This window comes from Maritimibacter fusiformis, from assembly GCF_008086115.1.
Classification (GTDB): domain Bacteria; phylum Pseudomonadota; class Alphaproteobacteria; order Rhodobacterales; family Rhodobacteraceae; genus Muriiphilus; species Muriiphilus fusiformis.
This window is the reverse complement of record NZ_VSIY01000009.1, coordinates 44,303-66,810: the sequence shown is the minus strand read 5'-3', so window position 1 is coordinate 66,810 and position 22,508 is coordinate 44,303. Positions and strand designations below refer to the sequence as shown.

Sequence of the window (22,508 nt, the reverse complement as noted above, 5' to 3'; positions counted from 1 at the left end):
CAGTTAGTGAGGCAAACCGCTCTGACGAGGAAGAAGGGAAAAGACCACATGGCCAGTGACAATGGCGGCCCCTGGGGAGGCGGCGGCAATCGCGGCGGTTCCGGTGGCGGAAACGACGACAACCAGGGCGGCAACCGCCGACCCGGGCAGGGCGGCGGACCGGATCGGCCGATCCCCGAGATCGACGATCTGGTGCGCAAGGGCCAGGAACAGCTTCGCGTATTGATGGGCGGACGCGGCAACCGTGGCCGGCCCAACGGCGGCGGCGGTGAGGGCGGCGGGCGCGGCTTTGGCCGTGGCGGCATCCTGATCGTTCTGGTCGCGGCGGTGTTCGTCTGGGCGTTTGCCAGCTTCTACCGCGTCGACACGTCGGAACAGTCGGTCGAACTGCTGTTCGGCGAACGCCACCAGGTCGGCACCGAGGGTCTGAACTTCGCGCCCTGGCCGGTGGTGACGCACGAGATCTACCCGGTGACGCGCGAAAACATCATCGACATCGGCGCCGGAATGGACGCCGGCCTGATGCTGACCGGCGACGAGAACATCGTCGACATCGACTTCCAGGTGGTCTGGAACATCGGCAACATCGAGAATTTCGTCTTCAACCTGGCCGATCCCGTCGACACCATCACCGCGGTGTCGGAATCGGTCATGCGCGAAATCATCGGCCGCTCCAACCTCGCGCCGATCCTGAACCGCGACCGGGGCGTCATCGCCCAGGAGCTTCAGGACCTGATCCAGTCGACACTCGACAGCTACGATTCCGGCGTCAACATCGTGCGGGTGAACTTCGACCGCGCCGACCCGCCGCGCGAGGTGATCGACAGCTTCCGCGAAGTGCAGGCCGCCGAACAGACCCGCGACACGCTCGAGAAACAGGCCGATGCCTATGCCAACCAGGTGGTCGCGGCCGCCCGGGGTGAGGCCGCCCAGCTTCTCGAACAGGCCGAGGGCTACCGCGCCAAGGTGGTCAACGAGGCCGAGGGTGAGGCCGCGCGCTTCATCGCCGTCTACGACGAATACGTCAAGGCCGAGGACGTGACGCGCAAGCGCCTCTATCTCGAGATGATGGAGCGCGTGCTGGGTGATGTCGACAAGGTCATCATCGACGAAGGCGCGCAGGGCGGGCAGGGCGTGGTGCCCTATCTGCCGCTCAACGAACTCAGACGCTCGCCGTCCAACACGACAACCGGAGGGGCCAACTGATGCGCCGTTTTCAGATCATGATCGGGGCCCTGATCGTCCTCGTGGTGCTCGCGCTCAATTCCTACTACATCGTGGACGAGCGCGAGAACACGCTGCGCCTGTGGTTCGGCGAAGTCACCGCGGAAATCAACGATCCGGGCCTCTACTTCAAGGTGCCGATCCTGCACGAGATCGCCAAGTACGACGACCGTATCCTGCCGCTCGACACCGACCCGCTCGAGGTGACGCCGGCCGACGACCGCCGGCTCGTGGTCGATGCCTTCGCGCGCTGGCGCATCACCAACGCGACCCAGTTCCGCCGCGCCGTCGGCGCCTCTGGGATCTCCGGCGCGCGCGCCCGGCTGGAGCGGATCCTGAACGCCGAACTGCGCGAAGTGCTGGGCAGCGTCGATTCCGGCGCCATCCTGTCGGCTGACCGGGTCGCCCTGATGAACCAGATCCGCGACCAGGCCCGTGTTCAGGCGCTGGCGCTGGGGATCGAGATCATCGACGTGCGCATCAAGCGCGCCGACCTGCCCGAGCAGAACCTCGCCGCCACCTTCGAACGGATGCGCGCCGAGCGTGAACGCGAGGCCGCCGACGAGATCGCCCGAGGCAAGGAAGCCGCCCAGCGGGTGCGCGCCGGGGCCGACCGGACCGTGGTCGAAACCACCTCCGAGGCCCAGAAGGAAGCCGAGATCATCCGGGGCGAGGCCGACGCGCTGCGCAACGCGATCTTTGCCGAAGCCTTCGGTCGCGACCCCGAGTTCTTCGCCTTCTACCGTTCGCTGAAGGCTTACGAGACCTCGATCCGGGGTGACAACTCGACGCTGGTGATCTCGCCCAACAGCGAGTTCTTCGACTACTTCAAGACCGACTCCGCCGATGGTCTGCCGACCCGAGGCACGGCGGTCCCCGTCGCGGAATGATCGGATATATCGTACTTGGCTTCGGCCTTGTGCTGGTGATCGAGGGGCTGGTGTTCGCACTGGCCCCTTCGCGTCTGGACGATTTGGTCGCGGCGATGGCGGCGCTCACGAAAGACCAGCGCCGCACGATCGGCCTGATCGCGGTGGCACTCGGCGTCGGGCTGGTGTGGCTGGCGCGCGGGTTCGGCATCTGATGCGGCCCAACGCGAAAATTCCCCGCGGCCGGCCCGTTCCAGGCGCCCTGACACCGGCAGCCGGCGAAAACCCGCCGCGTCACAACGCCGTGAGCATTATTGCGGCGCTTTGCGTTGCCCGATCCGCGCCCTATCTAAAGTATTCAGACAAGGCGCCGCATGACGGCGGCGCCTCTCAACACCCGTGGCGATCGGATGTTGCGCAGGTTTCGGATCAAGCTCGGGCGTCGACCCGACCCCGGAACGCATCGACGAACGAACGCGGCGAAGAACCCGCGCCGACTAACAAGGAGACCCCTGTGAACGTACCGGCCAGATCCCTTCCAACCCCGTTTCAATGGCAGCCCCGCGTGCTGCTGGCCTTCGCGCTGACGATGATCCTCGCCCTTTCGGCGGCGATGCGCGTCGAGGCGCGGGGCGCCCCCGAAAGTTTCGCCGATCTTGCCGAGCAATTCAGCCCGGCGGTCGTGAACATCACCACCTCGACCTTGATCTCCACCGATGGCGGCGGCCCGGTGCCGATGGTGCCCGAAGGCTCGCCGTTCGAGGATTTCTTCCGTGACTTCCTCAACCGCGACGGCGACGGCCGCCCGCAGCAGCGCCGCAGCCAGGCTCTCGGTTCGGGCTTTCTGGTGACCGAGGATGGCTTCATCGTGACGAACAACCACGTCATCGAAGGCGCCGACGAGATCCTGATCGAATTCTACAACGGTCGCGGCACCCTGCCGGCCACGGTGGTGGGCACCGATCCCAACACCGACATCGCCCTCTTGAAGGTCGAGACCGACGAGCCGCTGCCCTTCGTGTCCTTCGGCGACAGCGACGTGATGCGCGTCGGCGACTGGGTGATGGCGATGGGCAACCCGCTGGGCCAGGGCTTCTCGGTCTCCGCCGGCATCATCTCGGCGCGCGGGCGCGAGTTGTCGGGCACCTACGACGACTTCATCCAGACCGACGCGGCGATCAACCGGGGCAACTCGGGCGGGCCGCTGTTCAACATGTCGGGCGAGGTGATCGGCGTGAACACCGCGATTCTCAGCCCCAACGGCGGCTCGATCGGGATCGGCTTCGCGATGGCCTCGAACGTGGTGTCGAAGGTTGTCGACCAGTTGCGCGAATACGGCGAAACCCGGCGCGGCTGGCTCGGCGTGCGCATCCAGGACGTGAGCGATGATGTCGCCGAGGCGATGGGGCTGGACAGCACCGCAGGTGCGCTGGTCACCGATGTGCCCGACGGCCCGGCCAAGGAGGCCGGCGTGCTGGCCGGCGACCTGATCGTCAACTTCGACGGCCAGGACGTGTCCGACACCCGCGAACTGGTGCGCATCGTCGGTGACGCCCCGGTCGGCAAGACCGTGCGCGTGGTCGTGCTGCGCGACGGCGAGACCCAGACCCTCAAGGTCGTGCTGGGCCGGCGCGAGGACGCCGAGGCCGCAACCCCGGGCAGCGGCGACACCACCCCGCCGGCGCCGGTCGAAAAATCCGTGCTGGGCATGGACCTGGCCGAGATGACCGACACGCTGCGCGACAATCTCGGGCTGGACGCCAATGCCGAGGGGCTGGTGGTGACCGACATCGACCCCGCCAGCGAAGCCTATGCCAAGGGCCTGCGCGCCGGCGACGTGATCGCCGAGGCCGGGCAGGAGCCGGTGACCGACATCGCCACCTTGGAGCGCCGGCTCGAAGCCGCGCGCGACGGTGGCCGCCAGTCGATCCTGCTGCTGATCCGTCGGGGCGGCGATCCGCGGTTCATCGCGCTGTCGGTGTCCGAATAGGCAAGCGGTCCGGCGCGGCCCTCGCGCCGGACCCGTTCGACAACAGAAAACCCCCACGGCCGGGCCGTGGGGGTTTTTGCGTGGGCCACCCGCCAGCGGGTGGTCGTCGCCGCATTAGCGCATGCGGGCGACGTCCCAGCGGGTCAGGCCGATATCGTCCAGTTCGCGGTCCGTGAGCTGTTCCAGCATGATGCGCGTGGCGCGCTGTTCTTGCGCCTCGATGATGCGGGCATAGACGCCGTGCCAGAAGCGGGAAAAGCGGGTCGCGAAGGTGCGGCCGCCGATGTCGGGGGAGGTGCTGTATGCAGCCATGTCATGTTCCTTCGTGTCAACGAGTGAGTATCGCAAAGCCGTCGGCTTCGAGGCATCATCTAGCGATGCTGCGATGCAGAAACAAGGGCGCGGATCGCAATCCCATCATGCACCGGATGCATAGCTCGTCGGCCTCCTAACCTGCCGAAAAAAAGCGATAAATGCTTTCCCTCACGGAAGCGCACCCATCTTTTCCGCACTGCGGCATCTCCCGGCCGCCCCGGGCCGCCCGCCGCCGCGCGGCGCAAAACCGCTGGCAGATGTTCGCGTTTCGTGCTAACCGGAGGAAAAGCAACAGGGGCAGGGCAGCCAGATGCGGGTGATCGGCATTGATCCGGGGCTTCGGAACCTCGGCTGGGGCGTGATCGACACCGACGGCAGCCGCCTGTCCCATGTTGCCAATGGCATCGTTCACGGCAGCGGCACGGCGCTGGGCGAACGCCTGCTGGCGCTGTTCGACGGGCTGTCGGAGGTCATGGCGCGCTATGCCCCCGAGGCCGCGGCGGTGGAACAGACCTTTGTGAACCGCGACGGGGCCGGCACGCTCAAACTGGGCCAGGCACGCGGCATCGCCATGCTGGTGCCGGCCCGCGCCGGGCTGACGGTCGGCGAATACGCCCCCAACCAGATCAAGAAAACCGTGGTCGGCGTCGGCCATGCCGACAAGCGCCAGGTCGCCCACATGGTGCGCCTGCAATTGCCCGGCGCCGAGATCGCCGGGCCGGACGCCGCCGACGCGCTGGCCATCGCGTTGTGCCATGCCTTCCACGCCCGCGCCGGCAGCCGCCTCGCCGACGCAATCAAGCGGGCGCCGGCATGATCGGGCGCATCGCCGGGCGGATCGAGGTGCGCGGTCCCGACCACGTGCTGATCGACGTGCGCGGGGTCGGCTACATCGTGTTCGTCTCGGACCGCACGCTGGCCGGGCTGCCGGGGCCGGGCGAGGCCACGGCGCTGTTCACCGACCTGATCGTGCGCGAGGATCTGCTGCAGCTCTACGGCTTTTCGACGCTGGTGGAAAAGGAGTGGTTTCGCCTGCTCATGTCCGTGCAGGGGGTCGGCGCCAAGGCGGCGCTCGCGATCCTCGGCGCGCTGGGGGCCGATGGCGTCAGCCGGGCCATCGCGCTGGGCGACTGGAACGCGATCAAGGCGGCCAAGGGGATCGGACCCAAGACCGGGCAACGGGTGGTGAATGAGTTGAAGGACAAGGCACCGATGGTGATGGCGATGGCGGGTCAAAGCGCCGCCGGGGCCGACCCGCTGATCGAGGATGCCCCAGCGCACGCTGGCGCGGCCCCCGGCGCGCGCGCGCCGGCCCCGGCCCCACAGGCCGCCGCCCAGTCCGAGGCGCTGTCGGCGCTTGCCAACCTCGGCTACGCCCCCGGCGAGGCCGCCTCGGCCGTTGCCACCGCCCTGAACGCGAGCCCCGAGCTCGACACACCGGGCCTGATCCGCGCCGCGCTCAAGCTGCTGGCACCGAGGGGCTAGGGCATGACCGAACCCGACCCCACCCTGCGCCCCGAGCCGCGCCCCGAGGATTTCGACCGGGCGCTGCGTCCGCAGGTTCTGGACGACTTCATCGGCCAGGCCGAGGCCCGCGCCAACCTGCGCGTGTTCATCGAAAGCGCGCGCAGGCGGGGCGAGGCGATGGATCATGCCCTTTTCCACGGCCCGCCCGGCCTGGGCAAGACCACGCTGGCGCAGATCATGGCGCGCGAACTGGGCGTGAATTTCCGCATGACCTCCGGCCCGGTGCTGGCCAAGGCGGGCGACCTGGCCGCGATCCTGACCAATCTCGAGGCCCGCGACGTGCTGTTCATCGACGAGATCCACCGCCTGAACCCGGTGGTCGAGGAGGTGCTCTATCCGGCGCTCGAGGATTTCGAGCTGGACCTGGTGATCGGCGAAGGCCCCGCCGCGCGCACTGTCAGGATCGAGTTGCAGCCCTTCACGCTGGTCGGCGCGACCACCCGGCTGGGGCTTCTGACCACGCCGCTGCGCGACCGTTTCGGCATCCCGACGCGGCTGCAGTTCTACACCGTCGAGGAACTGCACGAGATCGTCACTCGCAACGCGCAGAAACTCGGCGCCCCGACCGCGACCGAGGGGGCGCTGGAAATCGCCCGCCGCGCCCGTGGCACGCCGCGCATCGCCGGGCGGCTTTTGCGCCGGGTGCTCGATTTTGCCGTGGTCGAGGGCGACGGGCGCATCACCCGCGAACTGGCCGACATGGCGCTGACCCGGCTGGGGGTCGATCACCTTGGGCTGGACGGGGCCGACCGGCGCTATCTCGGGCTGATGGCCGAGCATTACGGCGGCGGCCCGGTCGGGATCGAGACCCTGTCGGCGGCGCTGTCGGAAAGCCGCGATGCGCTCGAGGAGGTGATCGAGCCGTTCCTGCTGCAACAGGGCCTGATCCAGCGCACCCCGCGCGGGCGGATGCTGGGACCGTCGGCCTGGGCGCATCTGGGCCTTGCCGCGCCCCGGCCGCCGGGCCAGACCGACCTGTTTTCCAAGTAGCGAGAGAGTTGCACCCGCCGGGTGCGCTGCCTAGGTCTGGGTCATGAGTATTTTTGCCAAGATGAAGCCCGAAGCATGACCCCGGACGAGGTTCAGGCGCTGTTCATGCAGGGCGGCGACTATGCCTTTGCCCGCTGGGGCCGGCCGATCGCGCCGGTGGTGTTCGGGGTGGAAGACACGACGCTAGACGTGGTGCGCGAGGCGATTTTCGCGGTGGCGGCGCTGGCCGGGCAGGATGTGGAAGAGATCGACGCCGAACTGGGCGCCAACCTGATGCTGTTTTTCCTGCGCGACTGGGACGAGTTGACCGGCGTGCCCGACCTCGACCGCCTGATCCCGGGGCTCGATGCGGTGGTGGCGCGGCTCAAGGCCGCCGACGCGGTGCAATACCGGGCCTTTCGCCACGACCGCCGCGGCGCGATCAAGGCCGCGTTCCAGTTCGTGCGCATGGCCCGCGGCATGCAGGACCTGCCCGCGGACACCGTGGCGCTGTCGCAGGCTGTGCAAATGATCCTGACCTGGGGCGAGGGCGCCTTTGCCCAGGCCTCGCCCCTGGCGCGCGATCCGGCCAGCGGGGCGGCGGTGCTGCGCCCGGAGATTGCCGATCTGATCCGCGCGGCATACGATCCGGTCATGCCGGTCGCGGCCAGCGACCCGGCCCATGCGCTGAGACTGTTCGCGAGGATGACACGATGACCGGCAAGAGCCACTGGAACGACGTCTACCGCGCCCGCGACACCGAGGCGCTGACCTGGTACGAGGCCGCCCCCGGCGTTTCGATGGAGTTGATCCGCGCCCATGCCACCCCGGGCCCGGCAGTCGATATCGGCGCCGGCACCTCGCACCTGGTCGACGCGCTGCTCGATGCGGGTTTCGGCCCCGTCACCGCGCTCGATCTGTCGGACGAGGCGCTGGCGATCTCGCGCGCCCGGCTCGGGGCGCGGGCGGATCAGGTGGACTGGGTGGTGGGCGATGTCACCGGCTGGCAGCCCGCCCCCGGCCTCGGCCTGTGGCATGACCGGGCGGTGCTTCATTTCCTGACCGGGGTGGCGGACCGGGCCGCCTATGTCGCGGTCATGGACGCAGCCCTCGCCCCCGGCGGCGTGGCGGTGATCGGCACCTTCGCCGACGATGGCCCCGAGAAATGCTCGGGCCTGCCGGTGCATCGCTATGCGCCCGAGGCGCTGGCGGCCGAGGTCGAGCGTCATGCCCCCGGCGTGTTCGAGCCGCTCGAGGCCCGCCGCCATGTCCATGTGACCCCCAAGCAGAACCGGCAGAATTTCCAGTTCAGCGTGTTCAGAAAGCGCCCCTGATGCGGGCCTTCGTCACGCTCGACCTGCCCGAGGCGCTGATCGCCCCGCTCACGCGGCTGCAGGCCGGTCTCGACGTGGGCCGCGCCGTGCCCGAGGACAATCTGCACCTGACGCTGGCGTTCCTGGGCGAGGTGAGTGCGGCGGCGCTGTCCGACCTGGCGCTTGGGCTGGAGGGTCTGTCGCTGGCGCCGGTGGAGCTGTCGCTGCGCGGGCTGGACCTGTTTGGCGGGCGCAAGCCGGGGGTGCTGTTCGCCGCCGTCGAGGCCACGCCGGACCTCACCCGCCTGCACGCCAAGGTGCTGCAGGCGGTGCGCGCGGCGGGGATCGGCATGGGCCGCGAGCGCTTTCGCCCACATGTCACCATCGCACGGCTGCCCCGGGTGCTCGGCCCCAAGCACGAGCGCAGGCTGGCCGATTTCCTGCACCTCAACGGCGCGTTCTCGACCCCGCCCGCCACGGCCACCAGCGTCACGATCTACGAGTCGCACCTGCGCCCCGAGGGGCCGCTGCACCTGCCGCTGGCCAGCGTCGATCTAAGGAGCCAGGCAACGCCATGACCCACCACTTCCCCTTGCGCGTCTATTACGAGGATACCGACCTTGCCGGGATCGTCTATTACGCCAACTACCTCAAGTTCATCGAACGCGCGCGCACCGAGATGGTGCGCGAGCGCGGGGTCGATCAGGTGGCGTTGAAAGAGCAGGGTGGCATCGTGTTCGCGGTGCGCCATATCGAGGCCGACTACCTCTCGCCCGCGCGCTTTGACGACGAGCTTGTGGTGGAGACCTCGGTCGAGGCGGTGACCGGCGTGCGCATCGTGCTGTCGCAGGTGGTCCGGCGCGGCGGCACTGAACTTTTCGCCGCGAAAGTGACGCTGGTGGCCCTCACCGAGACCGGCCAACCGGCCCGTTTGCCGGCGAATATCCGCCTGTCCTTGCACTGAAAGCGCCAAAACAGCCCGGGTTTTGGCGTCCATGACGCGGATGTGTTGGCTTTCCCCGTTCAAATGCGGTAGTTTTCGGCGCATACAGCCGTCCGACAGAGATGGCGTGACCGAGGCAGATTGATGGAATCCGAAACACTCGCTATGGCGCAACAGATCGATTTTTCGTTCTGGGCGCTTTTCCTGCGTGCAACGCTGATCGTGAAACTGGTGATGATCCTGCTCATCGCCGCGTCCTTCTATTCCTGGGCGATCATCGTCACCAAGTTCCTGCAATTCCGCCGCGCGCGGGCCGAGGCGGGCGTGTTCGACACCGCCTTCTGGTCGGGCGAGCCGCTGGATGAGCTGTTCGACCAGGTCGGACCGGCCCCCACGGGCGCATCCGAAAAGGTGTTCGCCGCCGGGATGCTGGAATGGCGCCGCTCGCACCGCTCGGACGGCGGGCTGATCGCGGGGGCGCAAAGCCGGATCGACCGCTCGATGGACGTGGCCATCGCCAAGGAGGCCGAGGGGCTGAACACGGGCCTGAGTTTCCTGGCCACCGTGGCGTCGTCGGCCCCCTTCATCGGGCTGTTCGGCACCGTCTGGGGAATCATGCACGCCTTCATGGAGATCGCCCAGCAGCAGAACACCAGCCTGGCCGTGGTCGCGCCCGGCATCGCCGAGGCGCTTCTGGCCACCGGCCTCGGCCTGCTCGCCGCGATCCCGGCCCTGATCTTCTACAACAAGCTGACCGCCGACAGCGACACCATCGTCGCCAGCTGGGAGGCCTTCGCCGACGAGTTCGCCACCATCCTCAGCCGCCAGTTGGATAGCTGACATGGCCGGGACGGTTCAGCAGTCCAAACCGCGCGCGCGCCGGGGGCGGCGTCGGGGCAGGCATCGGGCGATGATGTCGGAGATCAACATCACGCCGATGGTCGACGTGATGCTGGTGCTTCTGATCATCTTCATGGTGGCGGCACCGCTGATGACCGTGGGCGTGCCGGTGGAACTGCCGAAAACGGCGGCCACGCCGCTGCCGTCGGTCGAGGAGGAGCCGCTGACCATTTCGATCACCGCCGAGGGCACCATCGCGCTGATGAAGACCGAGATCGCGCCCGACGAGCTGATCTCCAAGCTGCGCGCCATCGCTGCCGAGCGCACCGACGACAAGATCTTCCTGCGCGCCGATGGCCGCGTGCCCTACGAGGTGGTGGCGCAGGTGATGGGGGCGCTGAATTCCGGCGGCTTCCACAATATCGGGCTGGTGACGGACACCGGCGGGCCAAACATGGACGGGCAATAACCGAGCGCCATGAAAACCGGCTACATCATCTCGGGGATCGCGCATCTGCTGCTGATCCTGTGGCTTCTGTTCGGGGGCCTGATCCTGCGTGACCGGGATGAACCGCTCTTGAACGTGGCCGAGGTCTCGATCGTCTCCGCCGAGGAGTTCGCGGCCCTGAGCGCCCAGCCGCAGCCCGAGGCCCCCAGCCTTGCCCCCGAAATCACCGCCGCGCCGCCGCCGCGCCCGGCACCGCCGGTGCCCGAGCCCGAGCCCGAGCCCGAGCCGGAACCGATCCCCGAACCACCCGCCGTGCCGCCGACCCCCGAGGCCGTGCCGGACGACCAGCCGACCCCGCCCGAGGCCGACCGCGTCGCGCCCGAACCGGCCCCCGCGCCGGAGCCCGAGGCCGTGCCCGGCCCCGAGGTCATCGACGACACGACGCCCGCCGACACCCCGACCGATCAGCCGGTCGAGGAGTTGCCGCCGACCGCACCCGAAGAGGCCACCACCGAGATCGTGACCGAGGCCGAAACCCCGTCCTCGGCCCCCGTCACCTCGATCCGGCCCCAGGCCCGGCCGGACCGGCCGCGCCCGCCGGTCGAAACCGCCGAGCCGGCGCCGCAACCCGACCCCGAACCGGCCCCCGACCTGACCGACGCCATCGACAGCGCCGTGGACGACGCCCTGGCCGACATCCTGAACGACACCGCCACGCCCGCGCCCGATCCGTCCCCGGTGCCCTCCGGCCCGCCGCTGACGCGCGGCGAGAAGGACGGGCTGCGGGTCGCGGTATCACAATGCTGGAATCTCGGCTCGTCCTCGACCGATGCCATGGCGACAACCGTGGTGGTTCTGGTAAGCATGTCTCGCGGCGGGCAGCCGGACGCCATCCGGCTGGTCTCGTCCGACGGGCCGAACCAGACCGCGATCAACACCGCGTTCGAGGCGGCCCGGCGGGCGATTATCCGCTGCGGGGCGAACGGCTATAATCTGCCGAGTGACAAGTATGAACAATGGCGAGAGATTGAAATGACGTTCAATCCGGAGAACATGAGGATCAAATGAAACTGCTGCGTATCCTGACACTGACGCTGGTCGTCATCGGCCTGGCCCAGGCCGCCCGGGCGCAATCCGGTCCGCTCCGGATCGAGATCACCGAAGGCGTCATCGAACCCTTGCCCTTCGCCATCCCGACCTTTGTCGGTGAAGGCGGCGACGGTGCGCAATATGCCGCCGACATCAGCCGGGTGGTGGCCGCAGACCTCGCCGGCACCGGGTTGTTTCGCGAGATCCCGTCATCGGCCTTCATCTCGAGCGTGACCAGCTTCGACGCGCCGGTGTCCTACCCGGACTGGAAGGCGATCAACGCCCAGGCGCTTGTCACCGGCGCGGTGGCGACCGGGCCGGGCGGCACCCTCAGCGTCAAGTTCCGCCTGTTCGACGTGTTCTCCGGCGCACCGCTGGGCGAGGGGCTGCAATTCTCCGGCACCGTCTCGGGCTGGCGGCGGATGGCGCACAAGGTGGCCGATGTGGTCTATTCGCGCATCACCGGCGAAAACGGCTATTTCGACAGCCGGGTGGTGTTCGTTTCCGAAAGCGGCCCCAAGGATGCCCGGCGCAAGCGGTTGGCGATCATGGATTACGATGGCGCCAACGTGCAGTATCTGACCGATTCCACGTCGCTGGTGCTGGCGCCGCGGTTCTCGCCCACCGGCGACCGGGTGCTCTATACCTCGTATGAAAGCGGGCGGCCGCAGATCTACCTGCTCGACGTGGCCAGCGTCGGGCGCATGGCGCTCGATACCGGCGGCGGCAACATGACGTTTTCGCCCCGCTTCAACCCGAACGGCACGGGCGTGGTGTTCTCGCTCGAACGTGGCGGCAACAGCGACCTCTATACGATGGACCTGGGCGGCGGCGGGCTGCGCCAGTTGACCGATACGCCGGCGATCGAAACCGCGCCGTCCTATTCCCCCGACGGCAGCCAGATGGTGTTCGAGAGCGACCGCTCCGGCACCCAGCAGCTTTACGTCATGCCCGCTGGCGGCGGGGAGGCCACGCGCATCAGCTTCGGCCCGGGGCGCTATTCGACGCCGGTGTGGTCGCCGCGCGGTGACCTGATCGCCTTCACCAAGCAGAACGCCGGGCGCTTTCACATCGGGGTGATGCGGGTCGACGGCTCCGAGGAACGCCTGCTGACGGCCTCGTTCCTCGACGAAGGGCCGACCTGGTCGCCCAATGGCCGGGTGATCATGTTCACCCGCGAAACCCAGGGCGCCGAGGGTGCGCCGGGGCTTTACTCGGTCGATATCTCCGGGCGCAACCTGCGCCGGGTGCAGACCCCCGAGGCCGCCTCGGACCCGTCCTGGGGCCCGCTCCAGAACTAGGCCGATTCCCAAACCGCGCGCGATCTGCTAGACTCGCGGCTGTCGGGCGAAATGCAACGAATACAACAACGAACCAGAACACAGGAACTCAGGATGAAACACGTTACCATGGCCGCGATGCTGATCGGTGCCCTTGCGCTGGCGGCCTGCGACAAGAACAGCCGGTTCGGCGATGACGCCGCCGCGGCAGGCGGTGCCTTTGCCGCCGGGTCGGCCTCGGACCCGACCTCGCCGGCCTATTTCCAGCAGACCATCGGTGACCGGGTGCTGTTTGCCGTCGACCAGTCGACCCTGTCGCCCGAGGCGCAGAACATTCTGACCAAACAGGCCGCCTGGCTGGGCGAGAACCCGGAATACACCGCGCTGATCGAAGGTCACGCGGACGAACAGGGCACGCGCGAATACAACCTCGCACTCGGCGCCCGGCGGGCCTCGGCGGTGCAGTCCTTCCTGATCGACCGCGGTGTGGCGCCCAATCGGCTCAAGACCATCAGCTATGGCAAGGAACGCCCGCTGGCGATCTGCTCGGACGAAAGCTGCTATGCCCAGAACCGCCGCGCGGTGACGGTGCTGACCGCCGGCGTCGGCAGCAGCTAGGGCAGGGCGGCGAAAGGACGGGCGATGCGCGTTTCCAGACCTCTTGTCGCGGCCCTGGCCGCGGCGCTGATCCTTGGCCTGCCGTTGGGCGGGCTGGCGCAGGACCGCGCCCAGACGCTGGCGGATGTGCGCCAGGAACTGACCGTGCTTCATGTCGAGATCCAGCGTCTCAAGCGCGAGCTCAACACCACCGGGGGCGCCACCGTGCCCTCGACGGCGGGCACGCTGCTGGACCGGGTCAACGCGATCGAGGCGCAGGTGCAACGCCTGACCGGCAAGACCGAAGAGCTTGAGTTCCGCATCAACCAGATCGTCAAGGACGGCACCAACCGGATCGGCGATCTCGAGTTCCGGCTGGTCGAGCTCGAGGGCGGCGACGTGTCGAAGCTGGGCGAGACCTCGACCCTCGGTGGCGGCGAATTGCCCGAGGTGCCGACCGCGCCGACGCCGACCACGCCCTCGGGCGGCAGCCAGCTGGCGGTGGGCGAGCAGGCCGATTACGACGCCGCTCTCTCGGCCTTCAACGCGGGCGACTACGCGCTGGCCGCCGATCTCTTTGCCGAGTTCACCGCCACCTATCCCGGCGGTCCGATGACGGGCGAGGCGCAGTTCCTGCGCGGCGAATCGCTGGCCCGACAGGGGCTGGTGTTCGATGCCGCGCGCGCCTATCTCGACGCCTTTTCCGGCAACGAAACCGGTCCCCGCGCCGCTGAGGCGCTGCTGAAACTCGGCGCCGCGCTGGGCGAGCTTGGCCAGGTCAAGGAGGCCTGCGAGACGCTGGGCGAAGTGGCCCGGCGATTCCCCTCGGACCCCGCCGTTGCCGACGCCCAGGCCGCGCGCCGGGCGCTGGGATGCGACTGACCGACCCCGACGCGCCGCTTCTTCGGCAGGTTTGCGCCCGGCTCGACGACACCGGCCTGACCCGGCTGGGCGTCGCGGTTTCGGGCGGCGGCGATTCCACCGCGCTGTTGCATCTGCTGGCCGCCTGCGCCCCCGACCACTCGGTCGCGCTCGAGGCGGCCACCGTCGACCACGGCCTGCGCCCCGGCAGCGCCAATGAGGCCGCGACCGTCGCCGCCACCTGCGCGGGTCTCGGCATTACCCATCAAACCCTGCGCTGGCACGGCTGGGACGGCAGCGGCAACCTTCAGGCCGAGGCCCGCGCCGCGCGCTACCGCCTGCTGGCGGCGTGGGCCGGGGCGCAGGGCCTTGACGCGGTGGCGCTGGGCCATACCCGCGACGACGTGGCCGAGACCTTCGTGATGCGGCTGGGCCGCGCCGCCGGCGTCGACGGGCTGGCCACGATGGCCGATGATTTCCACCGCCACGGCGCCCGGTTCCTGCGCCCCGCGTTGGGGCTGGGGCGCGACGCGTTGCGCGGCTTTCTGCGCCGTCACGGGCTTGGCTGGGCCGACGATCCCAGCAACGACGACCCGCGCTTCGACCGCGTGAAGGCCCGCAAGGCCTTGGAAACGCTCGCCGATCTCGGCATCGCGCCGGAAACGCTGGCAGAGGTCGCGGACAACCTGGCCGAGACCCGCGCCACCCTGCGCCAGATCACCGCCGATACCGCCCGCACGCTCGCCCGCCAACAGGCCGGCGACGTGGTCATCGACCGCGCGGCGCTGGCCCGGATCGCCCCCGGCATCGCCCGCCGCCTGCTGCTGGCCGCGCTGGGCTGGGTCTCGGGCGCCGACTACGCCCCCCGGCGCGAGGCGCTGGCGGGGCTGGAGCGCGCCATCGCCGCGGGCCGCGCCCATACCCTGCACGGCTGCCTGATCCAGCCGGGTGACACAGACCTGCGCGTGAGCCGCGAATACGCCGCCGTCAAGCACCTGGCCACGCCGCTCACCGCGCCCTGGGACAACCGCTGGCAGGTCACCGGACCCGACCCCGCCCTGACCGTGGCGGCGCTGGGCGAGGGGCTGCGCGACTGCCCCGACTGGCGCGACACCGGCCTGCCACGCACCACCCTCATGGCCAGCCCGGCGGTCTGGGACGGCCCCCGCCTCATCGCCGCGCCGCTGGCGGGATTGGCGCAGGGCCACGCGGCAACAATCCACCCATCCCGCGGTGATTTCTTCACATACGCTTTATCGCATTGAACCTGCCGCGACCTTGCCTATTTTAGAAGGGACCGTGGGCGATTTGCCCGCGCCCGAAATCTTCAAAGGAGAACCTTTTGGGCAACGCGAGAAATTTCGCCTTCTGGATCGTGCTGTTTCTGCTGATCCTGGCCTTGTTCAACCTGTTTTCGAACGGGCAAAGCACCATTGCTTCGAGCACCGTGCGCTATTCCGATTTCGTGGCCGCGGTGGAGGCGGGCGAAGTGTCGCGCGCCACCATCGACGGTGAGAACGTCCAGTATGTCGGTGGCGACGGCAAACTCTATACCACGGTGGTTCCGGCCGATGCCGAACTGACCAACATGCTGATCGCCAACAACGTCACGGTCGAGGCCGAGCGGCAGGAGCAATCGGGCTTCTTCTCGCTGATGTCGCTGTTGCTGCCGGTGATCATCCTGATCGGCTTCTGGTTCTTCATGATGAACCGGATGCAGGGCGGCGGGCGCGGCGGCGCGATGGGCTTCGGCAAGTCCAAGGCCAAGATGCTGACCGAACGCGAGGGCCGCGTGACCTTCGACGACGTGGCCGGCATCGACGAGGCCAAGGAAGAGCTTGAAGAGATCGTCGAGTTCCTGCGCAACCCGCAGAAGTTCTCGCGCCTCGGCGGCAAGATCCCCAAGGGCGCGCTGCTGGTCGGCCCGCCGGGCACCGGTAAAACACTGCTGGCGCGCGCCATCGCGGGCGAGGCGGGCGTGCCGTTCTTCACCATTTCCGGCTCCGACTTCGTCGAGATGTTCGTGGGCGTCGGCGCAAGCCGTGTGCGCGACATGTTCGAACAGGCCAAGAAAAACGCGCCCTGCATCGTCTTCATCGACGAGATCGACGCCGTGGGGCGCCATCGCGGCGCCGGCTACGGCGGCGGCAACGACGAGCGTGAGCAGACGCTGAACCAGTTGCTTGTCGAGATGGACGGGTTCGAGGCCAACGAAGGCGTCATCATCATCGCCGCGACCAACCGCAAGGACGTGCTCGACCCGGCGCTGTTGCGCCCGGGCCGTTTCGACCGCCAGGTCACCGTGCCCAACCCCGACATCAAGGGCCGCGACAAGATCCTCAACGTTCATGCCCGCAAGGTGCCGCTTGGCCCCGATGTCGACCTGCGCATCATCGCGCGCGGCACGCCGGGCTTTTCCGGTGCCGACCTCGCCAACCTTGTGAACGAGGCCGCCCTGATGGCCGCCCGCATCGGCCGGCGTTTCGTCACCATGGTCGATTTCGAGAACGCCAAGGACAAGGTGATGATGGGCGCCGAGCGCCGCTCGATGGTGCTGACCGACGAGCAGAAGGCGCACACTGCCTATCACGAGGCCGGACACGCCGTGGTCGGCATGGCGCTGCCGAAATGCGATCCGGTCTACAAGGCCACGATCATCCCGCGCGGCGGCGCGCTGGGCATGGTCGTCAGCCTGCCCGAGATCGACCGGCTGAACTGGCACAAGGACCAGTGCGAACAGAACCTGGCGATGACGATGGCCGGCAAGGCCGCCGAGATCCTCAAATGGGGCGAGGACGCGGTGTCCAACGGCCCCGCCGGCGACATCATGCAGGCCAGCCAGTTGGCCCGCGCCATGGTGATGCGCTGGGGCATGTCCGAAAAGGTCGGCAACATCGACTATGCCGAGGCGGCCGAGGGCTATTCCGGCAACACCGGCGGTTTCTCGGTCTCGGCCAGCACCAAGGAGCTGATCGAGGAGGAAGTGCGCAAATTCGTGCAGGACGGCTATGAACGCGCCAAGAAGATCCTGCTCGAACGCAAGGACGAGTGGGAGCGTCTGGCCCAGGGCCTTCTGGAATACGAAACCCTGACCGGCGAAGAGATCAAGCGCGTGATGGCGGGCGAGCCGCCGCATGTCGACGAGGACGACGACGGCAGCGCCCCCGAAGAGGCGACCGCCTCGGTCGCCGCGATCCCCAAGACCAAGCCGCGCAAGAAGCCCAAGGGCGACAGCGGGCTGGAACCGGAACCGACCGCCTGATCCCGCCGACCCCATCGACCGAAACGCCGAGCCGGCCCCTGACGACTTCGTCACGGGGCCGGTTTCGTTTTCGGGGTCGGTCGGGCCTTGCGATGAATACGCATTCAGAGTATGCATTCATGGCTGAACGTGCACCGTAAAGCGCCGGAAAAGAGTCGGTTTCCCGCTGGCCTTGCCCCGGCATCGGTCTTAACGGTAGCCAATGACCACGACCAAGCCAGGGGAAAGGGAGGCCATGGCCCACAAATCCGACATCGAGATCGCCCGCGCGGCGCAGAAACGACCGATCCAGGAGATCGGTGCCAAGCTGGGCATCGGGTCGGACCACCTGCTGCCTTACGGCCACGACAAGGCCAAGGTCAGCCAGGAGTTCATCGATTCGGTCGCCGACCGCCCCGACGGCAAGCTGATCCTCGTGACCGCGATCAACCCGACCCCCGCGGGCGAGGGCAAGACCACCACCACCGTGGGGCTCGGCGACGGGCTGAACGCGATCGGCAAGAAGGCGGCGATCTGCATCCGCGAGGCCTCGCTGGGGCCGTGTTTCGGCATGAAGGGGGGCGCGGCCGGCGGCGGCTATGCCCAGGTCGTGCCGATGGAAGAGATGAACCTGCATTTCACCGGCGATTTCCATGCCATCACCTCGGCCCACAACCTCTTGGCCGCGATGATCGACAACCACATCTACTGGGGCAACGCGCTGGGCATCGACGAACGCCGGGTGATGTGGCGCCGGGTGCTCGACATGAACGACCGGGCGTTGCGCGACGTAGTGACCTCGCTTGGCGGCGTCGCCAACGGCTTTCCGCGCCAGACCGGCTTCGACATCACCGTGGCCTCCGAGGTCATGGCGATCCTGTGCCTGTCGAAGAACCTCGCTGATCTGGAGGCGCGTCTGGGCGACATCATCGTCGCCTATACCCGCGAGCGCGCGCCGATCTATTGCCGCGACATCGGGGCGGCGGGCGCGATGACGGTTCTGCTGAAGGACGCGATGCAGCCCAACCTGGTGCAGACGCTGGAAAACAACCCGGCCTTCGTGCATGGCGGCCCGTTCGCCAACATCGCGCATGGCTGCAACAGCCTGATCGCCACCCAGACCGCGCTGAAACTGGCCGATTACGTGGTGACCGAGGCCGGTTTCGGCGCCGACCTGGGGGCCGAGAAGTTCATGAACATCAAGTGCCGCAAGGGCGGGCTGGCGCCATCGGTGGTGGTGGTCGTGGCCACGGTGCGCGCGATGAAGATGAATGGCGGCGTCGCCAAGGCCGATCTCGGGGCCGAGAACGTCGACGCGGTCAAGGCGGGCTGCCCCAACCTCGGGCGCCATATCGAGAACGTGAAGGGCTTCGGCGTGCCGGTGGTGGTGGCGATCAACCACTTCGTCACCGACACCGACGCCGAGGTGCAGGCGGTGATGGATTACGTCGCGGGGCATGGCTCGGAAGCGATCCTGTGCAAGCACTGGGCCGAGGGCTCGGCCGGGGTGATCGAGTTCGCCACCCGCGTGGCCGAGATCGCCGATGCGGGCATCGCCAATTTCGCCCCGCTCTATGACGACGACCTGGGCCTCTTCGAGAAGATCGAAACCATCGCCAAGCGCATCTACCGCGCCGACGAGGTGCTGGCTGACAAGAAGATCCGCGACCAGTTGCGCGCCTGGGAAGAGGCGGGGTATGGCAACCTGCCGGTCTGCATGGCCAAGACGCAGTATTCCTTCTCGACCGACCCCAACCTGCGCGGCGCGCCGACCGGGCATTCGGTGCCGGTGCGCGAGGTGCGGCTGTCGGCGGGGGCGGGCTTTGTCGTGGTGATCTGCGGCGAGATCATGACCATGCCGGGCCTGCCGTCGAAGCCGGCGGCGATGACCATCGGGCTGAACGACGCTGGCGAGATCGAAGGCCTGTTCTGAGCGGGGACCGCGCGCCCGGGCATCGAGCCCGGCCGCGCGGTGCCTTCGGCGAGAGTATTTTGACCAAGATGAAGGGGATGGGCATGACGGCGGAAATCATCGACGGCAAGGCCTTCGCGGCCCGGGTGCGCGGCCAGGTGGCCGAGCAGGTGGCGCGGCTCAAGGCCGATCATGGCATCACGCCGGGGCTGGCGGTGGTGCTGGTGGGCGAAGACCCGGCGAGCCAGGTCTACGTGCGCTCCAAGGGCAAGCAGACCGTCGAGGTCGGCATGAACTCGTTCGAGCACAAGCTGCCCGCGGACGTGTCGCGCTATGATTTGTTCGCCCTGATCGACCGGCTGAACGCCGACCCGGCGGTGAACGGCATTCTCGTGCAATTCCCCGTGCCCGATCATCTGAGCGAGGCCGAGATCGTGGCCCGGATCGACCCCGCCAAGGACGTCGACGGGCTGCATATCGAGAACGCGGGGCTGCTGGCCTCGGGGCAGAAGGCGATGGTGTCCTGCACGCCGCTGGGTTGCCTGATGATGCTGCGCGACCGGCTGGGCGATCTCTCGGGGCTGGATGCGGTGGTGATCGGGCGCTCGAACCTGGTGGGCAAGCCGATGGCGCAGCTTCTGCTGCGCGACAGTTGCACGGTGACAGTGGCGCACTCGCGCACCCGCGATCTGCCCGGCGTGGTGCGCCGCGCCGATATCGTGGTCGCCGCGGTGGGCCGGCCGCGTTTCGTGCCGGGCGACTGGATCAAGCCCGGCGCCACGGTGATCGACGTGGGCATCAACCGGCTGCCGCACGAGGAAGACGGCGGCAAGGGCAAGCTGGTGGGCGATGTCGATTTCGACAGCGCGGTTCGGGTGGCGGGCGCGATCACCCCGGTTCCGGGCGGCGTGGGTCCGATGACGATTGCCTGCCTGCTGGCCAATACGCTGACCGCGACCTGTCGGGTCAACGGGCTGGACGAGCCTGAGGGGCTGACCGCCTGATTACGGGAAAAGTGCAATTGGTCTTGGCTTTTCCCGGCATCCGAGCCGTCGAAATGTTGAAAAAGTGCAAGTGTCGCGTCAGACCGCGTCAGTCGGTGAATTTCGGCTCGCGCTTCTCGAAGCCCGCCATCACCGCCTCGAGCTGGTTGGGCTGACCCACCAGCGCCTCCTGCGCCGCGCTTTCCTCGAGCAGCACGTCGCCTGCGCCCATCACCTCGGTGTCGGAAATCAGCCGCTTGGCCGCGCGCACCGCATCCGGCGAGCGGCTGGCGATCATCGCCGCCAGCGCCTGCGCGCGCGCCAGCGGGTCGTCGGCCAGTTCGGTGACGACGCCCCAGTCCAGCGCCCCCTCGGCGTCGAACACCTCGGCGGTGTAGGTCAGCCGCCTGAGCACGTCGCCGCGCAGGAGCCGCCGCGCCAGCACCATGCCGCCCATGTCCGGCACCAGGCCCCATTTCGCTTCCATGATGGCGAATTTCGCCGAGGGCGCCGCCACCCGGATATCCGCCCCCAGCATGATCTGGAAGCCGCCGCCATAGGCGTGGCCCTCGACCGCCGCGATCACCGGCTGCGGCAGTTCGGCCCAGGTCATCGCCGCCGCCTGAAACAGGTTGGAACGTCCGTGGCTGCGGGTCATGAACCCGGTCGAGCGCGCGAGTTCCGCGATCACCGGCATCGCCGCGATGTCGAGCCCGGCGCAGAAACTGCCGCCCGCCCCCGTCAGCACCACCGCGCGCACGTCGCGCGCGGTTGCCAGGCTGGCCCCGGCAGCCACGATCGCCTCGATCTGGGTGACATCGAGCGCGTTGAGCTTGTCGGGCCGGTTCATGGTCACGGTGGCGACGGGGCCGTCGCGGCTGATGGTGACGCGGTCGCTCATGGCGTTTCCTTCTGGATCGGGACGGGCACCATGGTGCCGGTCATCACCGCGATATGGCGGCGCGTGTCGGCATCCACTGCCCAGACATTGGCTTCGACGGTCATCAGGCGGCGTCCGGGGCGCAGCACCCGGCCCTCGGCGATCAGCCCGTCGCCGCGCGCCGGCGCCATCAGGTTGATCTTCATCTCGGCGGTCACCACTTCCTGGCCCGGCTCCATCAGGCTGAGGGCGGCATAGCCCGCCGCGCTGTCGCCGATCGAGAAGGTCAGCCCGGCGTGCCCGACGCCATGCTGCTGGCGCGCGCCCGGCGGGATCGTCGAGGTGATGCGCACATGGCCCGGGGCCACCTCGGCCAGCGTGGCGCCCAGCGTCGTCATCATCGTCTGGGCCGCGAAACTGGCGCGGATGCGGGCCTCGAAATCGGGATCGGGTGCTGTCGTCATGCCGCGAGGATGCCGCGTGCCGGGCGCCGGAGCAAGCGTGACGCCGCGCTCACCTCGGCATCGGCACCGCATGCGCCACCGGCCCGGTCATCACCGCCAGCGCCTCGGGCCGCATCAGGCGGGCCAGCGCCGCGTCATCGCTGCGCAGGCCGCCGGTATAGGTGCCGAAGGCCGGCAGGATCACCCGGTCGGCATCGTAGAGAAGGCAGGGCCGCGCCCGCGCGCGCCCGCCCGCCGAAATCCTGACCTTGGGGTGGTAGTGCCCCGAGACCTCGCCCGCCGCGCCGGGCCGGGCGATGTGGCGAAAGGTCAGCGGCGGCACCGGCAGTTCGGCCATGTGACTGCCGCCCAGCGCCACCGGGCCGGGGTCGTGGTTGCCCTCGATCCAGATCCAGCGCCGCCCCGCCATCAGCCGGGTCAGCCAGTCGCTGATTGGCGCATCCAGCCCGTCGGCGGCGGCAAGGTCGTCGAAACTGTCGCCAAGGCACACCACCATGCCCGCCCCGGTCGCCTCGATATCCGCCTCGAGCCGGGTCAGCGTATCGCGCGTTTCGTAGGGCGGCAGCAGGGCACCGGCGTTGCGGGCATAGCGTTCCGAGCGCCCCAGGTGCAGGTCTGACACGCAGATCAGCCCGTGCAGGGGCCAATAGACAGCCCCCGAGGGCAGCATTTCGAGGTCGGTTCCCGCGATGGTGAAGGCGTAGCGGCTCATCCCCCTTTGGTTCCGCGTTCGTGCCGGTTTGGCAAGCCCAAGATGCAGCCG

At 68.5% G+C, this 22,508-nt stretch carries 25 protein-coding genes; 21 read left to right on the top strand and 4 right to left on the bottom strand.

Annotated elements, in window-relative coordinates; genetic code table 11:
• Window positions 1-48 precede the first annotated feature (48 nt).
• The 4 genes from hflK (at window position 49) to FVF75_RS10915 (ending at window position 4,083) form a co-directional block, all read left to right on the top strand.
• Window positions 49-1,206: an FtsH protease activity modulator HflK gene (gene hflK / locus FVF75_RS10930; RefSeq protein WP_148378019.1), complete on the top strand. Its 1,158-nt coding sequence runs from the start codon at window positions 49-51 to the stop codon at window positions 1,204-1,206.
• Window positions 1,206-2,114 carry a protease modulator HflC gene (gene hflC / locus FVF75_RS10925; protein WP_148378018.1) on the top strand — a complete coding sequence of 303 codons (909 nt, stop codon included), beginning with the start codon at window positions 1,206-1,208 and terminating at the stop codon, window positions 2,112-2,114. Before hflK ends, hflC begins: the two co-directional genes overlap by 1 nt.
• Window positions 2,111-2,308 carry a DUF2065 domain-containing protein gene (locus FVF75_RS10920; protein WP_318278440.1) on the top strand — a complete coding sequence of 66 codons (198 nt, stop codon included), beginning with the start codon at window positions 2,111-2,113 and terminating at the stop codon, window positions 2,306-2,308. The genes hflC and FVF75_RS10920 overlap by 4 nt, the downstream gene beginning before the upstream one ends.
• 374 nt (window positions 2,309-2,682) lie before the next feature.
• A complete protein-coding gene (locus FVF75_RS10915; protein WP_148378222.1) occupies window positions 2,683-4,083 on the top strand; it encodes a DegQ family serine endoprotease in 1,401 nt (466 codons plus the stop codon).
• A gap of 114 nt (window positions 4,084-4,197) precedes the next feature.
• Here the strand turns inward: FVF75_RS10915 and FVF75_RS10910 are convergent, their stop codons facing one another.
• Window positions 4,198-4,395 (bottom strand): DUF1127 domain-containing protein, encoded by a 198-nt coding sequence (locus tag FVF75_RS10910; protein WP_148378017.1) that lies wholly within the window; start codon window positions 4,393-4,395, stop codon window positions 4,198-4,200.
• A gap of 313 nt (window positions 4,396-4,708) precedes the next feature.
• Between FVF75_RS10910 and ruvC the strand changes: the two genes are divergently transcribed.
• The 17 genes from ruvC to folD all read left to right on the top strand — a co-directional run bounded on the left by ruvC (window position 4,709) and on the right by folD (window position 20,422).
• The gene (gene ruvC, locus FVF75_RS10905; protein WP_148378016.1) at window positions 4,709-5,215 is read left to right on the top strand and encodes a crossover junction endodeoxyribonuclease RuvC; all 507 of its coding nucleotides are present in this window, start codon (window positions 4,709-4,711) and stop codon (window positions 5,213-5,215) included.
• A complete protein-coding gene (gene ruvA, locus FVF75_RS10900; RefSeq protein WP_148378015.1) occupies window positions 5,212-5,883 on the top strand; it encodes a Holliday junction branch migration protein RuvA in 672 nt (223 codons plus the stop codon). Before ruvC ends, ruvA begins: the two co-directional genes overlap by 4 nt.
• Before the next feature lie 3 nt (window positions 5,884-5,886).
• Window positions 5,887-6,915 carry a Holliday junction branch migration DNA helicase RuvB gene (gene ruvB / locus FVF75_RS10895; protein ID WP_148378014.1) on the top strand — a complete coding sequence of 343 codons (1,029 nt, stop codon included), beginning with the start codon at window positions 5,887-5,889 and terminating at the stop codon, window positions 6,913-6,915.
• Window positions 6,916-6,990: 75 nt separating this feature from the next.
• Window positions 6,991-7,611, top strand: coding sequence for a hypothetical protein (locus FVF75_RS10890; protein ID WP_148378013.1), 621 nt, complete (start codon window positions 6,991-6,993; stop codon window positions 7,609-7,611).
• Entirely contained in the window at window positions 7,608-8,228 is a 621-nt protein-coding gene (locus tag FVF75_RS10885; protein WP_148378012.1) for a class I SAM-dependent methyltransferase, read from the top strand. The genes FVF75_RS10890 and FVF75_RS10885 overlap by 4 nt, the downstream gene beginning before the upstream one ends.
• A complete protein-coding gene (thpR, locus tag FVF75_RS10880; protein WP_148378011.1) occupies window positions 8,228-8,785 on the top strand; it encodes an RNA 2',3'-cyclic phosphodiesterase in 558 nt (185 codons plus the stop codon). The genes FVF75_RS10885 and thpR overlap by 1 nt, the downstream gene beginning before the upstream one ends.
• A complete protein-coding gene (gene ybgC, locus FVF75_RS10875; RefSeq protein WP_148378010.1) occupies window positions 8,782-9,171 on the top strand; it encodes a tol-pal system-associated acyl-CoA thioesterase in 390 nt (129 codons plus the stop codon). Before thpR ends, ybgC begins: the two co-directional genes overlap by 4 nt.
• 123 nt (window positions 9,172-9,294) lie before the next feature.
• A complete protein-coding gene (tolQ, locus tag FVF75_RS10870) occupies window positions 9,295-9,990 on the top strand; it encodes a protein TolQ (protein ID WP_148378009.1) in 696 nt (231 codons plus the stop codon).
• A gap of 1 nt (window position 9,991) precedes the next feature.
• Window positions 9,992-10,459, top strand: a complete 468-nt coding sequence (gene tolR / locus FVF75_RS10865) for a protein TolR (RefSeq protein ID WP_148378008.1) — start codon at window positions 9,992-9,994, stop codon at window positions 10,457-10,459.
• Window positions 10,460-10,468: 9 nt separating this feature from the next.
• On the top strand, window positions 10,469-11,506 hold the full coding sequence (locus FVF75_RS10860) for an energy transducer TonB (RefSeq protein ID WP_148378007.1): 1,038 nt from the start codon (window positions 10,469-10,471) through the stop codon (window positions 11,504-11,506).
• Window positions 11,503-12,828 carry a Tol-Pal system beta propeller repeat protein TolB gene (tolB, locus tag FVF75_RS10855; protein ID WP_148378006.1) on the top strand — a complete coding sequence of 442 codons (1,326 nt, stop codon included), beginning with the start codon at window positions 11,503-11,505 and terminating at the stop codon, window positions 12,826-12,828. The genes FVF75_RS10860 and tolB overlap by 4 nt, the downstream gene beginning before the upstream one ends.
• 93 nt (window positions 12,829-12,921) lie before the next feature.
• Window positions 12,922-13,425 (top strand): peptidoglycan-associated lipoprotein Pal, encoded by a 504-nt coding sequence (pal, locus tag FVF75_RS10850; protein WP_148378005.1) that lies wholly within the window; start codon window positions 12,922-12,924, stop codon window positions 13,423-13,425.
• A 24-nt stretch (window positions 13,426-13,449) separates the two neighbouring features.
• Window positions 13,450-14,286: a tol-pal system protein YbgF gene (ybgF, locus tag FVF75_RS10845; protein ID WP_148378004.1), complete on the top strand. Its 837-nt coding sequence runs from the start codon at window positions 13,450-13,452 to the stop codon at window positions 14,284-14,286.
• Window positions 14,277-15,530, top strand: coding sequence for a tRNA lysidine(34) synthetase TilS (gene tilS, locus FVF75_RS10840; protein ID WP_148378003.1), 1,254 nt, complete (start codon window positions 14,277-14,279; stop codon window positions 15,528-15,530). Before ybgF ends, tilS begins: the two co-directional genes overlap by 10 nt.
• Window positions 15,531-15,607: 77 nt before the next feature.
• Window positions 15,608-17,527 (top strand): ATP-dependent zinc metalloprotease FtsH, encoded by a 1,920-nt coding sequence (ftsH, locus tag FVF75_RS10835; protein WP_148378002.1) that lies wholly within the window; start codon window positions 15,608-15,610, stop codon window positions 17,525-17,527.
• Between the two features lie 235 nt (window positions 17,528-17,762).
• Complete coding sequence (locus tag FVF75_RS10830; RefSeq protein ID WP_148378001.1) at window positions 17,763-19,439, top strand: formate--tetrahydrofolate ligase; 1,677 nt, start codon at window positions 17,763-17,765, stop codon at window positions 19,437-19,439.
• Between the two features lie 83 nt (window positions 19,440-19,522).
• Entirely contained in the window at window positions 19,523-20,422 is a 900-nt protein-coding gene (folD, locus tag FVF75_RS10825; protein WP_148378000.1) for a bifunctional methylenetetrahydrofolate dehydrogenase/methenyltetrahydrofolate cyclohydrolase FolD, read from the top strand.
• A gap of 88 nt (window positions 20,423-20,510) precedes the next feature.
• Here folD and FVF75_RS10820 read toward each other — a convergent pair whose 3' ends face one another.
• The 3 genes from FVF75_RS10820 to pdeM are packed head-to-tail and all read right to left on the bottom strand — an operon-like array spanning window position 20,511 to window position 22,457.
• Window positions 20,511-21,302: a crotonase/enoyl-CoA hydratase family protein gene (locus tag FVF75_RS10820; protein ID WP_148377999.1), complete on the bottom strand. Its 792-nt coding sequence runs from the start codon at window positions 21,300-21,302 to the stop codon at window positions 20,511-20,513.
• Window positions 21,299-21,745 (bottom strand): PaaI family thioesterase, encoded by a 447-nt coding sequence (locus tag FVF75_RS10815; protein WP_148377998.1) that lies wholly within the window; start codon window positions 21,743-21,745, stop codon window positions 21,299-21,301. Before FVF75_RS10815 ends, FVF75_RS10820 begins: the two co-directional genes overlap by 4 nt.
• A 49-nt stretch (window positions 21,746-21,794) precedes the next feature.
• On the bottom strand, window positions 21,795-22,457 hold the full coding sequence (gene pdeM, locus FVF75_RS10810) for a ligase-associated DNA damage response endonuclease PdeM (RefSeq protein ID WP_148377997.1): 663 nt from the start codon (window positions 22,455-22,457) through the stop codon (window positions 21,795-21,797).
• Window positions 22,458-22,508 lie beyond the last annotated feature (51 nt).

Excerpts from the sequence above, each read along its gene's own strand:
- hflK (WP_148378019.1), top strand. The coding sequence starts at position 49 with ATGGCCAGTGACAATGGCGGCCCCTGGGGAGGCGGCGGCAATCGCGGC.
- hflC (WP_148378018.1), top strand. The coding sequence starts at position 1,206 with ATGCGCCGTTTTCAGATCATGATCGGGGCCCTGATCGTCCTCGTGGTG.
- FVF75_RS10920 (WP_318278440.1), top strand. The coding sequence starts at position 2,111 with ATGATCGGATATATCGTACTTGGCTTCGGCCTTGTGCTGGTGATCGAG.
- FVF75_RS10915 (WP_148378222.1), top strand. The coding sequence starts at position 2,683 with ATGATCCTCGCCCTTTCGGCGGCGATGCGCGTCGAGGCGCGGGGCGCC.
- FVF75_RS10910 (WP_148378017.1), bottom strand. The coding sequence starts at position 4,395 with ATGGCTGCATACAGCACCTCCCCCGACATCGGCGGCCGCACCTTCGCG.
- ruvC (WP_148378016.1), top strand. The coding sequence starts at position 4,709 with ATGCGGGTGATCGGCATTGATCCGGGGCTTCGGAACCTCGGCTGGGGC.
- ruvA (WP_148378015.1), top strand. The coding sequence starts at position 5,212 with ATGATCGGGCGCATCGCCGGGCGGATCGAGGTGCGCGGTCCCGACCAC.
- ruvB (WP_148378014.1), top strand. The coding sequence starts at position 5,887 with ATGACCGAACCCGACCCCACCCTGCGCCCCGAGCCGCGCCCCGAGGAT.
- FVF75_RS10890 (WP_148378013.1), top strand. The coding sequence starts at position 6,991 with ATGACCCCGGACGAGGTTCAGGCGCTGTTCATGCAGGGCGGCGACTAT.
- FVF75_RS10885 (WP_148378012.1), top strand. The coding sequence starts at position 7,608 with ATGACCGGCAAGAGCCACTGGAACGACGTCTACCGCGCCCGCGACACC.
- thpR (WP_148378011.1), top strand. The coding sequence starts at position 8,228 with ATGCGGGCCTTCGTCACGCTCGACCTGCCCGAGGCGCTGATCGCCCCG.
- ybgC (WP_148378010.1), top strand. The coding sequence starts at position 8,782 with ATGACCCACCACTTCCCCTTGCGCGTCTATTACGAGGATACCGACCTT.
- tolQ (WP_148378009.1), top strand. The coding sequence starts at position 9,295 with ATGGAATCCGAAACACTCGCTATGGCGCAACAGATCGATTTTTCGTTC.
- tolR (WP_148378008.1), top strand. The coding sequence starts at position 9,992 with ATGGCCGGGACGGTTCAGCAGTCCAAACCGCGCGCGCGCCGGGGGCGG.
- FVF75_RS10860 (WP_148378007.1), top strand. The coding sequence starts at position 10,469 with ATGAAAACCGGCTACATCATCTCGGGGATCGCGCATCTGCTGCTGATC.
- tolB (WP_148378006.1), top strand. The coding sequence starts at position 11,503 with ATGAAACTGCTGCGTATCCTGACACTGACGCTGGTCGTCATCGGCCTG.
- pal (WP_148378005.1), top strand. The coding sequence starts at position 12,922 with ATGAAACACGTTACCATGGCCGCGATGCTGATCGGTGCCCTTGCGCTG.
- ybgF (WP_148378004.1), top strand. The coding sequence starts at position 13,450 with ATGCGCGTTTCCAGACCTCTTGTCGCGGCCCTGGCCGCGGCGCTGATC.
- tilS (WP_148378003.1), top strand. The coding sequence starts at position 14,277 with ATGCGACTGACCGACCCCGACGCGCCGCTTCTTCGGCAGGTTTGCGCC.
- FVF75_RS10830 (WP_148378001.1), top strand. The coding sequence starts at position 17,763 with ATGGCCCACAAATCCGACATCGAGATCGCCCGCGCGGCGCAGAAACGA.
- folD (WP_148378000.1), top strand. The coding sequence starts at position 19,523 with ATGACGGCGGAAATCATCGACGGCAAGGCCTTCGCGGCCCGGGTGCGC.
- FVF75_RS10820 (WP_148377999.1), bottom strand. The coding sequence starts at position 21,302 with ATGAGCGACCGCGTCACCATCAGCCGCGACGGCCCCGTCGCCACCGTG.
- FVF75_RS10815 (WP_148377998.1), bottom strand. The coding sequence starts at position 21,745 with ATGACGACAGCACCCGATCCCGATTTCGAGGCCCGCATCCGCGCCAGT.
- pdeM (WP_148377997.1), bottom strand. The coding sequence starts at position 22,457 with ATGAGCCGCTACGCCTTCACCATCGCGGGAACCGACCTCGAAATGCTG.